This is a genomic window from Citrobacter sp. S-77, assembly GCF_963864895.1.
Taxonomy (GTDB): domain Bacteria; phylum Pseudomonadota; class Gammaproteobacteria; order Enterobacterales; family Enterobacteriaceae; genus Citrobacter; species Citrobacter murliniae.
The window spans coordinates 3,840,512-3,852,965 of sequence record NZ_CAWLWU010000002.1 but is presented as its reverse complement, the minus strand read 5'-3'; the positions used below and the strand labels follow the sequence as shown (position 1 = coordinate 3,852,965).

The window sequence follows — 12,454 nt, the reverse complement described above, 5'->3', positions numbered from 1 at the left end:
AAGCTTCACGAGAAGTGGTTAAAATTCGATCTGCGTCAAATAAACAAAATCACTGATTTAAGATAATTTTATTTGTAATCAGAGGTATAGAATAAATTGTCTGCCCGGCATCACAATTTTAAACCAAATGATTTGGTTATTTTTGGCAGCTAAAATAGCTTTAAAAGGCAAATCGCTAACTCGAGTTAGCATTTTTGATAAAACGTATATGATCTTTAGGAAGTATTCGCATCAACGGTGACGATGGCTCCCTGACAACGCTGTTTTCGCCTGATTCACTGACTGCAGTTTCTGTATATTGAGGAAAGCAGCAATGTCCGAAACATTTTTACAGATGAGTCATATTACGAAACGTTTTCCCGGAGTATTAGCGTTGAGTAATGTGGATTTTGCTTTACGCAAAGGTGAGGTTCATGCGCTGCTGGGGGAAAATGGCGCGGGAAAGTCTACCCTGATGAAAATTTTATCCGGTGTTTATCAACCTGATGAGGGAGATATTGTTTTCGAGGACCAACCCGTTGCATTCGCGAACCCATTGAGCGCCCAGAAAGCCGGGATCACGATTATTCACCAGGAATTTAATCTTTTTCCTGAACTCACGGTTGAAGAGAATATATTTATTGGCAGGGAGTTTTGCAAAAATAACCGTTGGCGCCTTGATGAAAAACAACAGCGCCAGGCTGCTATCGATATTTTGCAAAAATTAAACCTGAATATCTCGCCAGAGACTCTGGTTGCCGACCTCACTGTCGCGCAACAACAAATGGTTGAGATTGCAAAAGCGATATCGGTGAATGCCAAAGTTCTAATTATGGATGAACCGACCGCTGCACTAACCGAAACGGAGATCGACAGTTTATTTCAGGTTACCCGTTTACTTAAAGAACAGGGTACTGGCATCGTTTATATCTCTCACCGGCTTGAGGAACTGGCGCTGATTGCCGATCGTGCCACCGTCATGCGGGATGGACAGTTTATCGCCACCGTTGATTATGATGCGGTAAAAATCAGCGATCTGATCGCGATGATGGTTGGCCGTGATCTCGGCAATATCTATCCTCGTCGCGAACCACAACCCCAGCGCAAACCAGTGCTGGAGGTGAGCGGCCTGACACGAAAAGGTGTACTGAACGACATCAACTTTACCCTTCACCAGGGGGAGATTTTAGGCTTTGCCGGTCTGATGGGCGCAGGTCGTACTGAACTGGCGCGTGCGATTTTCGGCGCTGACCCAATAGATAGTGGAACGATTAAGCTGCGCGGCAAAGAGACGGTGGTAAAAGATATCCCTGACGCCATCAGGCAAGGTATCAGCTATTTAACCGAGGACAGAAAAAAAGAAGGACTGGCATTAGGCTTGTCTGTTGAGCGTAATATTATGCTCGGCAATTACCCGGAGTATTCCGATCGCTATGGCAATGTTGATAGTAAACGCTGTCAGAAAATAAGTCAGGAACAGGTAAAAACTCTGCGAATTAAAACGCCGCATCTTGAGCAGGCTGCGTTGAATTTAAGTGGCGGTAATCAGCAGAAAATTATTATTGCCAGATGGGTATGTAAGGATACTGATATTCTCATCTTTGATGAGCCCACGCGTGGTATTGATGTAGGGGCTAAACTTGAAATTTATGAATTAATGAATCGTCTGGTGGCAAAAGGAAAATCAATTATCATGATTTCTTCTGAATTACCGGAAGTGCTGGGTATGTGCGATCGCATTTTAGTTATGCGCAATGGCCGTATTACCGGTGAGTTAGCTTCTGATGACGCCACACAAGAAAAAATCATGCAATACGCGACGTTAGAGGACTAATTTATGACTATCTCTGTAACCTCTTCAGACAGCAATAATAAGAAAATAAAAATTAACAAAGAACTTTTAATGCGCCTTGCGCCGCTTTTTAGCCTGATTATCCTGGTGATATTTTTTAGCTTTGGCTCACCTTTTTTCTTTAATACTGAAAACATTATGACAATTGCCCTGCAAACCTCGGTGATTGGCATCATGGCAATTGGCGTTACCTTCGTCATTATCACCTCAGGGATCGATCTTTCTCTCGGGTCTGTCGTCGCCTTTTCCGGGGTAGCGGTAGGGATATGCGCAACGCTGGGCCTGCCGTTGCCAGTGTGTATCCTGGCAGGTGTTCTGGCCGGAGGATTATGCGGTTATATCAACGGGATACTGGTAACCAAAATGACGATACCGCCATTTATCGCCACGCTGGGACTGATGATGTCTGTCAGGGGCATCAACATGGTGATGACTGACGGTCGCGCGATTTACTTTGCTGATTACCCTACGTTCAAAATGCTGGCGCAGGGACGCCTGTTCGATGTGCTGCCTTATCCTGTTTTTTACCTTGTTGTTGTCGCGCTGATTGCCGCTTATATCCTGAAGAAAACGGTCATTGGTCGTTATGTTTACGCTGTGGGCAGTAACGAAGTTGCAGCACATCTTTCCGGGATCAAAGTCCAGCGCGTCAAAATTTTCGTCTACGCCTTTTGCGGTCTGCTGACCGGGATTGCCGGGGTCATTCTGGCTTCTCGTCTGAACTCAGGACAACCTACGGTCGGTGTGGGTTATGAGCTGGAAGCGATAGCTGCGGTTGTGATTGGCGGTACGAGCCTGATGGGCGGGATTGGGACTATCGGTGGCACTATCATCGGCGCATTCATTATGAGTGTACTGAAAAATGGTCTGAACCTGATGGGTGTCTCTCAGTTCTGGCAAATGGTAGCAATGGGTGTCGTGGTTATCGCTGCGGTTTACCTCGATACATTACGCAAGAAAATTCGTTGATTAACGCTCCCGGTAGTCACGGGGCATCATAACCCTGACGTTTAGGGTGACTCACTCAGAACGGAGTACAACAATGAAAACCAGGCATTTTGTCTATGCGTTATCTCTGCTGGCCTGCATGACCTCCAGCGCATTGGCTAAAGATATGAATCTTCCGGTGGTCAGTAAAGGTTTCCAGCATGAATTCTGGCAAACCGTGAAAATGGGTACAGAAGCGGCAGCGAAAGAGCTGGGTGATAAAACCAGCTATGTCGGACCGGCGGATGAAACCCAAATTGCTGAGCAGATTCAGTTAGTTGAAAATGCAATGGCGCAAAAACCTAATGGACTGTTGCTGGCGGCGTTAGATGCCAATGCACTCGCACCGCTGGTGGAAACGGCCAACTCACGTGGCATTAAGGTCGTGACGTTTGACTCTGGCGTGAATTCCGATATTCCTGCCAGCTTTGTGGCAACCAATAACCGTAAAGCGGGGGCAGAAGCGGCAGATGCGCTTGCTGCTGAGGTGGGTAACAAAGGAAAAGTCGGCATTATTGCGCATGTGGCAGGCACCTCTTCAGCGATTGAACGCTCGGAAGGATTTATTGCCCGCATGAAGGAAAAGTATCCGGATATCCAGGTTCTCCCTGTCCAGTACAGCGATGGCGATCCGCAAAAAGCGATGGATAAGACCATCGATATGATTCAGGCGAACCCTGACATCGCAGGGATCTATGGTACCAATGAAGGTTCAACTTTGGGGGTTGCTAACGCTATTGATAGTCAAAACCTGAAAGGCAAAGTGAAGGTGATTGGCTTTGACAGTACCGAGGCGATTATTGCCTTCCTGAAGTCCGGAGTTATCCAGGGCTTTGTGGTACAGGATGCCTATCAGATTGGCTATCAGGGTATCAAAACGCTGAATGCCGCAGTGTCGGGTCAGTCCGTACCGAAAGAGATCGATATTCCCGTGAAATTTGTTAACGCGAAGAACATTAACACGCCGGAAATCGAGAAGTTATTGCACCCATTCGGTAAGAAATAAGCCCGTTGGGGCGAAACTCTCGCCCCATTTTTAGCCAGCGTCAGGGAGTTACTATGAGCAGTGGATATTTCCTCGGTGTGGATGTCGGTTCCGCAAGCGTCAGGGCCGGTGTATTTGATGCCAGCGGCAAGCGCCTGGCCTTTGCGACTTTCCCTATCTCGCAGTTTCGACCAGGCCCGGAGCGAGTGGAGCAATCTTCTGCTGAAATCTGGCTGCAGGTTTGCAGTGCGGTGAAAGGGGCTGTGTCGTCAGCCGGCGTTCCTGCAGAGGAGATCCGTTCACTGGGTTTTGATGCCACCTGTTCTCTGGTCGCGCTGGATAAGCAAGGGCAGGGGCTGGCGGTTTCACCTGGGGAATCGCCGGACCATAACATCATCATGTGGATGGATCACCGTGCAGCGCAAGAGACCCAGTGTATCAATGCGACAAAGGATCCGGCTCTGCGCTACGTAGGTGGTGAAGTCAGTGTAGAAATGGAGCTTCCTAAAGCACTCTGGCTGAAGAATCATTTTCCCGCTACCTGGCAGAGTGCGCATCGCCTCTACGATCTGGCGGATTTTCTGGTCTGGAAAGCCACCGATAATGATGTGGCGGGACTGTGTACCCTGACCTGCAAATGGAACTATCTGGCACATGAGCAACGCTTTAGCCATTCCCTGCTCGACGCTGTTGAATTAACCGATCTACTGGGCAAAATTCCGTCTCGGATCCTGCCGCCGGGAGCTGCTGTTGGTACGCTTAGCCCAGAAGCTGCACAGGCGTTGGGGCTGACGACAGCAGTAGTGGTCGCTAGTGGAATGATTGATGCCCATGCTGGCGGAGTTGCACTTGCTGGTGCTCAGCCTGCGGGAACGCTGGCGCTGATTAGCGGAACGTCAAATTGCCATATGTTATGCAGCGCACAGGAAATTCATACGCCGGGTGTATGGGGGCCGTATTGGTCCGCCATGTTGCCAGGCTACTGGCTGACGGAAGGTGGGCAGAGTGCTGCCGGTGCGTTAGTTGACTGGACACTTCAGGAGTCAGGAGCCAGCGCCGAGCTGTTTCGTAAAGCCGAAGCGCGGGGCTGTCATCCGATCGTTTTAGTGAATGAATGGGTTGCTGCGCTGGAAGAAAATGAATCGGAGCCGGGGCGCTATCTGCATGTATTGGCCGATCACCACGGAAACCGTTCACCGCGAGCAAGACCCGATGCCAGGGGCAGCGTCTGCGGTTTGACTCTTGAGCGAGGAGAGGGACAGCTTGCCCGCTTGTATCTGGCGACATTACAGGCGATCGCCTGCGGTACGCGGCATATTATGGAAGTGATGCGCGAAAACGGCCATACCATTTCTCGACTGACGCTGTGTGGCGGCGCTACGCATAATCCTTTGTGGCTGCGAGAGTATGCCGATGCTACCGGATGCGATATCCATCTGATGCAGGAAGAAGATGCCGTGACATTAGGCGCGGCGATTACCGGCGCGGTCGCAAGCGGCGCGTGGTCGAATTTTCCAGCAGCGTGCCAGGCGATGGTTACGCCAGGTGAAGTGATTAAGGCAAATCCACAGCGGCAGGACTTTTATACCCGCAAATATCAGGCTTATCTTACAATGTGGGATCAACAGCAGGCGCTTAACCAACTGATGCAGTAAGACAAAAGTTTAAAATACTTTTATGATTGTGAATGGACGTTTTGGATGTGGACTGGGGCATATAGATGGCTAAAACAGTAGAACAGATAGCCAGCGATCTGAATTTATCGGTTACGACCGTGCGACTGGTGCTGAATGGGAAAGCTGAGCAATATCGGATCAGCGTCAAAACCCAGACTCGCATTAATGAATACGTTGAGCGATATGGTTACGTGATAAACCATTCGGCCCGTAGCCTGAAACTCAATAAAACGGATACGCTGGGTCTGATTGTGCCCAATATTTCCAACGTCTTTTTTGCCACGCTCGCAGAAAAACTCGAGCAACGCTGTCGTCGCTCTGGATATCAGCTAACGATTAGCTGTACCTACGATGATGTGGATTACGAAAACAAATTAACCAAAGCGTTAATTGCACGCAATGTTGACGGTCTCTTTATTGTTCCTTCGACATTAGAAAATCAGCAACACCATTTACGCCAGGTCAGAAAACCAATGGTGTTACTTGACCGTGATTTTAAGTACACCGATAACGCGCTGGTTGAAAGTCATAATATTTTGGGTGGTGAAAAGCTGACGCAAAGTTTGTTTGACGCGGGGAAATCGCCAATCTGGTTTTTAGTGGGGGATACCGGTCTGCCCAGTATCGGCGATCGTTTGAAAGGTTACCTAAATGCGTTGAGTAAAAATGGTATTTCTCATCAGGATTGGGTGCGTGAAGGCCCGGACAATACCCCGGATGGTGGCTATCGACTCATGGACAAACTGATCAACGAGCAGGGCTGCCCTCAGGCGTTTATCGCCTCGTCGTTACCCGTGCTGGAAGGTGCAGTTATCGCGATTCGCAACCGTTTTGGTGTTATTCCACCTGATATCAATATTGGGACATTCGATGAACATCCGATGTTGGGATTCCTGGCCAATAATGTCTGGTCAATGCAGCAGGACGAAAATGTCTGGGCAGAAAAAGCATTCGATATGATGATGAGTGCAATTGACGATCAGCCAATTAAAGAAACGGTAAAAGTTGAGATGAAACTTATTAAGCGTGTCAGACAGAAATAACACGTAGCTCTACACGTCATCCTTCAAGCTGCCTCCGCGTTGGCTGCGTTCGCTCACTTGCCGTCTTGACGCAATTTGAATGATTTTGTGTATGTACCAAAAATAATTCAGCCTACTGAATCTGAATAATAATATTCAGTGGTTGCTCATATCTGAAACCTGACCGCGTCTTATTCTGCGGGTGCATTATTTCGCAATAAAGACGAGGGGAAACTGTACCCGGAGATTCATTATGGAAAGAATGCGTTTATCTCGAGAAATTATTGAAACCTGCCTTGAAATGACCAGCCTTGGACTGAATCAGGGAACGGCGGGAAATGTGAGTGCACGTTATGAGAACGGAATGTTGATCACGCCCAGCGGTATTCCTTATGAAAGACTCACAGAAAATATGATCGTGTATGTCGATAACGACGGTAATTATGATAAAGGACAATTACCTTCCAGCGAATGGCGTTTTCATCTGGCTGCCTACCAGACACGGCCAGATGCTAATGCGGTCGTGCATAATCATGCGATTCATTGCACTGCGGTGTCGATTCTGAACCGTCCAATCCCTGCCATTCACTACATGATTGCGGCTGCCGGAGGTAACTCCATTCCATGTGCGCCGTATGCGACATTTGGTACTCGCGAACTGTCAGAGCATGTGGTTGTTGCCCTGCAAAACCGTAAAGCCACACTGTTGCAGCATCATGGGCTGATTGCCTGCGAGGCGAATCTGGAAAAAGCCTTGTGGCTGGCACAAGAAGTGGAAGTTCTGGCCCGTCTTTATCTGAGCACGCTGGCGATTGTCGATCCCGTTCCGGTACTGGATGATGAAGAAATCGCTATTGTGCTGGAGAAATTCAAATCCTATGGATTACGTATTGAAGAGTAATTTCGCATAGCGAAAGGAGAAAAACGATGGCGAACAGAATGATTCTGAACGAAACGGCATGGTTTGGCCGGGGAGCTGTTGGGGCGTTAACCGATGAGGTCATCCGCCGTGGTTACCATAAAGCGCTGATTGTGACAGATGCTAATCTGGTGCAGTGTGGTGTTGTCGATAAGGTAACATCGCGGATGGACGCAGCTGGTCTGGAATGGGACATTTTTTCCGGCGTAATGCCCAATCCAACCATTGCGGTGGTACAAGAAGGGCTGAGTGTCTTCCAGAAAAGTGGTGCAGACTATCTGATAGCCATTGGTGGCGGTTCGCCGCAGGATACCTGTAAGGCTATTGGCATTATCCATAATAACCCTGAGTTTGCCGATGTACGCAGTCTGGAAGGGTTATCGCCAACGCGCTTCCCGAGCGTACCGGTTATGGCAATCCCCACTACGGCGGGGACGGCAGCAGAAGTGACCATTAACTACGTGATCACGGATGAGGAGAACAGGCGTAAGTTTGTTTGTGTCGATCCGCATGATATCCCGCAGGTGGCGTTTATTGATGCGGATATGATGGATGGCATGCCTGCCGCATTAAAGGCTGCGACCGGCGTTGATGCGCTGACCCACGCCATTGAAGGCTACATCACGCGTGCAGCATGGGCGTTAACGGATGCGCTGCACATTAAAGCTATTGAGATTATTGCCAGTGCGTTACGCGGTTCAGTTGCCGGAGACCTTCAGGCGGGTGAAGCGATGGCGCTGGGCCAGTACGTTGCGGGAATGGGGTTCTCAAACGTCGGTCTGGGGCTGGTGCATGGTATGGCGCACCCGTTGGGGGCGTTTTATAACACACCGCACGGCGTCGCCAATGCTATTTTGTTGCCGCATGTAATGCAGTACAACGCTGAATTTACTGGAGAAAAATTCCGTGATATCGCCCGGGCGATGGGTGTGAAGGTGGAAAATCTGACTCTGGAAGAGGCACGCAAAGCCGCCGTTGATGCGGTGTTTGGGCTTAACCGTGACGTGGGGATCCCGCTGCACTTACGTGACGTTGGCGTGCGTAAAGACGATATATCGGCGCTGGCGCAGGCGGCATTCGATGATGTTTGTACCGGTGGAAATCCGCGTGAAGCGAGCCTTGCCGATATTGTCGAGTTGTACCATATGGCCTGGTAGTTCTTATGTACGTATCCGGCTTACAGTTTGTTGGTTCTGTAAGCCGGATGAGCGCAGCCACACGGCAATTCATTTATCATCGTATCAGCCGAAGTTGCTGCAAATTCCCGTCGATATGTAAATCCGTTTGCAACCGGGCGATATCGCGGCAAAGAAATGCCATCTCTTTGTGCGCCTCCAGTTTCTTACGCCATTTTTCAGGCACATTATCGAGATGGGCGTAAATCCCTTCCAGATGTTGAAACTGAACTAACAACTGGGTTGCGCTTTTAGGACCAATGCCTGCGACGCCAGGTACTTTTGAACTGCTTATCCCCGCCAGTCCCCAGTAATCCGGTAACTGCTGAGGCAGTACGCCAAACTCTTTCTCAATGAACGGTGCATCCAGCCAGCGCTTTTGAAAATAATCGCGTATACGCAGCGTCGGGGAGAGCAACTGACAGTAGCCTTTATCGGTCGAGACAATGGTAGCCTGATGCCCGGCCTGGGTGACTTTTACTGCCAGGGTTGCGGCCAAATCGTCAGCCTCATTACCACTTGAGACCCAGCAGCAGACCCCACGCTGCTCAAAAGCGGTGCGTAAGGCGGACATTTCATTATGTAATTCGTCGGGCATCGGTGGACGGCCCGCTTTGTAGTCGGGCAGTCGTTGGTGACGCCAGCCGCTGTTACGTGCTTCATCATCAAATACTGCAACAGCATGCGTGGGCTGGCTGTGCACAATTAATTGATCGAGCGCGTGCTGGCATGTCTCCACACAGGGTGAACCCTGAACCGCATGAATGCGGCGGATGAGATTCAGTGCATCAACGATAAGCAGATGGACGGCCACAATGTTCTCCCTTACAAATCAGGGTGTAGGGTAACATTCACGGCGAAGCGAGGCTAATATCAGAAATCAACATTTTGCCGGATGGCGGTTAACGCCAGTCCGGCAATCTGAAGAGAATTAATCGCAGGTAACAATCTTCATTGCCAGGCCGCCGCGAGAAGTTTCGCGGTACTTGGCGTTCATGTCTTTACCCGTTTCGTACATGGTCTCGATAACTTTATCGAGGCACACGCGCGGCTCGCTGGTACGGCGCAGCGCCATACGTGCAGCATTAACCGCTTTCACGGAGGCAATGGCATTACGTTCAATGCACGGTACCTGAACCTGACCGGCAACCGGATCGCAGGTTAAACCGAGGTTGTGTTCCATACCGATTTCCGCGGCGATACATACCTGCGTTGGGCTACCGCCCAGCAGTTCAGCCAGACCCGCCGCCGCCATTGAACATGCTACGCCGACTTCACCCTGGCAACCGACTTCAGCACCTGAGATAGAGGCGTTCATCTTGTATAGTGAACCAATGGCGCTTGCGACCAGCATATAGCGTGCCAGTGAGTTAGCGTTCACTTCGCGGATGAACTTGTCGTAATACGCCAGCACAGCCGGAACAATCCCGCACGCACCGTTAGTCGGTGCAGTGACCACGCGTCCACCGGCAGCATTTTCTTCATTAACCGCCAGCGCGAACATGTTGATCCAGTCAACAACCGCCATCGGATCGGTGGTGGTTTTATCGCTGCTAACCAGCATACGACGCAGCGCTGCCGCTCGACGTGGAACGCGCAGTTTGCCCGGCAACACGCCTTCTGTGGTGATGCCACGTTCAATTCCGCTACGCATGACTTCCCAGACGTTGGCAAAGTGCTGTTCCAGCTCTTCTTTGCTGTGTAACGCCAGTTCGTTTTGCATCATCAGACCGGAAAGTGACAGGCCAGTTTCCTGGCAATGTCTTTGCAGATCGGCTGCGGATTTATACGGGTACGGCACATTTACCGGCGAGTTATTCGGTAAACCAAAGTGTTCTTCATCAACGATAAATCCACCGCCAATGGAATAGTAGGTCTGGCTGTATATGGCCTTTTCACCCGCCAGCGCAGTAATTCGCATCCCGTTTTCGTGCAGAGACAGATTATCTGTATGGAAATTCATGCACTTATCGACCGGGAACTCAACTTCATGCTGACCGTCTGCCAGCAGCAAACGTCCATGAGTATTAACATCCTGGATGAATCCCGGGATGGAGTCGATGTCTACGGTATCCGGCAGATTACCCGCCAGGCCCATAATAATCGCGATGTCGGTGTGGTGGCCTTTCCCCGTCAGAGACAGAGAACCATAAACATCAACCACTACGCGGGTTACGTCAGTGAGTATTCCGCGTGCAATCAGGTCGTCCGTGAATTGTTTGCCTGCTTTCATTGGGCCTACAGTATGGGAACTGGAAGGGCCAATGCCGATTTTGAAGATATCGAATACGCTAATCATTAGGCGTCCATTGTGTAACGAGGTGCGCCGCACGAGGGCGGCGCAGGGGATTAACTAAACAGCGAGTAGAAAATAGCGGAGATTGCAATCAGGCCCATAATCACAACGAAGACGTTGCTGATATGACCGCTGTACTTACGCATTGCCGGTACTTTCTGAATCGCATACATCGGCATCAGGAACAGAATCATCGCGATGATTGGGCCACCCAGGGTCTCAATCATACCGAGGATGCTCGGGTTCAGCGTTGCCACAATCCAGGTGGTTACCAGCATGAACAGCGCAGTGATTTTGTTCAGTTTGTTGATTTCGATGGATTTGCCTTTGCTACGCAGAGACTTAATTACCATACCGTTGAAACCTTCACGTGCGCCCAGGTAGTGGCCGAGGAAGGATTTGGTGATAGCAATAATCGCGATGATCGGTGCCATCCAGGCAATGATCGGCGCGTTAAAGTGGTTCGCCAGGTAAGACAGGATGGAGATGTTCTGCTCTTTCGCCGCAGCCAGATCCGCCGGGGTCAGGCTAAATACGCAGCTGAAGACGAAGAACATAACGGTCAATACCATCATGATGTGAGCGAATGCCAGGATCTTAGAACATTTCTTCTCAGCTTCATCACCGTACTCTTCACGCTTCGCTACGGCGAAGGAGGAGATGATCGGGGAGTGGTTGAAGGAGAACACCATTACCGGGATTGCCAGCCACAGGGTCAACAACAGGCCATTGCCGGTGGTTGCAGCAGAGTCAAAAGACAGAGTTTCCAGAACCGCACCGCTCCACTGAGGGATCAGGTACAGAGCCAGCAGCATCAATGCAGCAACGAACGGGAACACCAGGATGCTCATCGCTTTCACGATCATCTGCTCACCGAAGCGAACAATGGTCATCATGCCGACAATCAGGATCAGAGAAAGGATCGCGCGCGGCGGTGGGGTAATTGCTAGCTGATGGGTCAGGAAGCTTTCTACTGTGTTAGTGATAGCAACGCTGTACACCAACAGAATTGGGTAAATAGCGAAGAAGTAGAGCAGAGTGATCAGCTTACCCGCGCCAATGCCAAAGTGTTCTTCTACAACTTCGGTAATGTCTTCACCCGGATTTTTACCGGATAACACGAAGCGAGTCAGGCCACGGTGAGCAAAGAAGGTCATCGGGAAGGCAAGAATGGCCATGATAATCAGCGGGATCATACCGCCAACGCCTGCGTTAATTGGCAGGAATAATACACCCGCGCCAATCGCCGTGCCGTAAAGGCCCAACATCCACATGGTGTCTGTCTTGCGCCATGCGCTGCGGGTCTGGCCCGTAACGATAGTGCTGGTTTGCGTGTTTTCCATCTATTTCTCCTGGAGGAAGCTTAAAAAGTCAGGTTTGGGTTCAATCCAATGAAAAAAGACCCGACTGTAAAACGAAATTCGTTTAGCGATTTTTTATATAATTTTTCGCCGTAATAATTTTCGGGCGGAAAGATACATTTTAGTTATGAATGTATCAGTGATCGCGATCTCAAATGCAATAATCCACCTTTTATGTGGATAAATTTGGACCATTAATCTG

10 protein-coding genes are annotated in these 12,454 nt (G+C 49.8%); 7 read left to right on the top strand and 3 right to left on the bottom strand.

Features of this window, described 5'->3' with window-relative positions; translation table 11 throughout:
- Window positions 1–313 precede the first annotated feature (313 nt).
- From AACS05_RS18895 to fucO, 7 genes are all read left to right on the top strand, one after another.
- The gene (locus AACS05_RS18895; protein ID WP_045446936.1) at window positions 314–1,813 is read left to right on the top strand and encodes a sugar ABC transporter ATP-binding protein; all 1,500 of its coding nucleotides are present in this window, start codon (window positions 314–316) and stop codon (window positions 1,811–1,813) included.
- 3 nt (window positions 1,814–1,816) lie between these two features.
- Window positions 1,817–2,800 carry an ABC transporter permease gene (locus AACS05_RS18890; RefSeq protein WP_045446933.1) on the top strand — a complete coding sequence of 328 codons (984 nt, stop codon included), beginning with the start codon at window positions 1,817–1,819 and terminating at the stop codon, window positions 2,798–2,800.
- A gap of 73 nt (window positions 2,801–2,873) precedes the next feature.
- Window positions 2,874–3,824, top strand: coding sequence for an ABC transporter substrate-binding protein (locus AACS05_RS18885; RefSeq protein WP_045446930.1), 951 nt, complete (start codon window positions 2,874–2,876; stop codon window positions 3,822–3,824).
- A gap of 53 nt (window positions 3,825–3,877) precedes the next feature.
- Entirely contained in the window at window positions 3,878–5,458 is a 1,581-nt protein-coding gene (locus AACS05_RS18880) for an FGGY-family carbohydrate kinase (protein ID WP_045446927.1), read from the top strand.
- A gap of 65 nt (window positions 5,459–5,523) precedes the next feature.
- On the top strand, window positions 5,524–6,522 hold the full coding sequence (locus tag AACS05_RS18875; protein ID WP_045446924.1) for a LacI family DNA-binding transcriptional regulator: 999 nt from the start codon (window positions 5,524–5,526) through the stop codon (window positions 6,520–6,522).
- Window positions 6,523–6,754: 232 nt separating this feature from the next.
- Window positions 6,755–7,402: an L-fuculose-phosphate aldolase gene (gene fucA, locus AACS05_RS18870; protein WP_045446921.1), complete on the top strand. Its 648-nt coding sequence runs from the start codon at window positions 6,755–6,757 to the stop codon at window positions 7,400–7,402.
- A gap of 26 nt (window positions 7,403–7,428) precedes the next feature.
- Complete coding sequence (fucO, locus tag AACS05_RS18865) at window positions 7,429–8,577, top strand: lactaldehyde reductase (RefSeq protein ID WP_045446918.1); 1,149 nt, start codon at window positions 7,429–7,431, stop codon at window positions 8,575–8,577.
- 76 nt (window positions 8,578–8,653) lie between these two features.
- On the opposite strand, the gene xni is transcribed toward fucO, so the two are convergent.
- From xni to AACS05_RS18850, 3 genes are all read right to left on the bottom strand, one after another.
- Window positions 8,654–9,409, bottom strand: coding sequence for a flap endonuclease Xni (xni, locus tag AACS05_RS18860; protein WP_045446915.1), 756 nt, complete (start codon window positions 9,407–9,409; stop codon window positions 8,654–8,656).
- Window positions 9,410–9,526: 117 nt separating this feature from the next.
- Window positions 9,527–10,894 (bottom strand): L-serine ammonia-lyase, encoded by a 1,368-nt coding sequence (locus AACS05_RS18855; protein WP_045446912.1) that lies wholly within the window; start codon window positions 10,892–10,894, stop codon window positions 9,527–9,529.
- Window positions 10,895–10,944: 50 nt separating this feature from the next.
- Window positions 10,945–12,234, bottom strand: coding sequence for an HAAAP family serine/threonine permease (locus AACS05_RS18850; RefSeq protein WP_045446909.1), 1,290 nt, complete (start codon window positions 12,232–12,234; stop codon window positions 10,945–10,947).
- Between the last annotated feature and the right edge of the window lie 220 nt (window positions 12,235–12,454).

Coding starts and splice junctions, on each gene's coding strand:
- AACS05_RS18895 (WP_045446936.1), top strand. CDS start 314: ATGTCCGAAACATTTTTACAGATGAGTCATATTACGAAACGTTTTCCC.
- AACS05_RS18890 (WP_045446933.1), top strand. CDS start 1,817: ATGACTATCTCTGTAACCTCTTCAGACAGCAATAATAAGAAAATAAAA.
- AACS05_RS18885 (WP_045446930.1), top strand. CDS start 2,874: ATGAAAACCAGGCATTTTGTCTATGCGTTATCTCTGCTGGCCTGCATG.
- AACS05_RS18880 (WP_045446927.1), top strand. CDS start 3,878: ATGAGCAGTGGATATTTCCTCGGTGTGGATGTCGGTTCCGCAAGCGTC.
- AACS05_RS18875 (WP_045446924.1), top strand. CDS start 5,524: ATGGCTAAAACAGTAGAACAGATAGCCAGCGATCTGAATTTATCGGTT.
- fucA (WP_045446921.1), top strand. CDS start 6,755: ATGGAAAGAATGCGTTTATCTCGAGAAATTATTGAAACCTGCCTTGAA.
- fucO (WP_045446918.1), top strand. CDS start 7,429: ATGGCGAACAGAATGATTCTGAACGAAACGGCATGGTTTGGCCGGGGA.
- AACS05_RS18855 (WP_045446912.1), bottom strand. CDS start 10,894: ATGATTAGCGTATTCGATATCTTCAAAATCGGCATTGGCCCTTCCAGT.
- AACS05_RS18850 (WP_045446909.1), bottom strand. CDS start 12,234: ATGGAAAACACGCAAACCAGCACTATCGTTACGGGCCAGACCCGCAGC.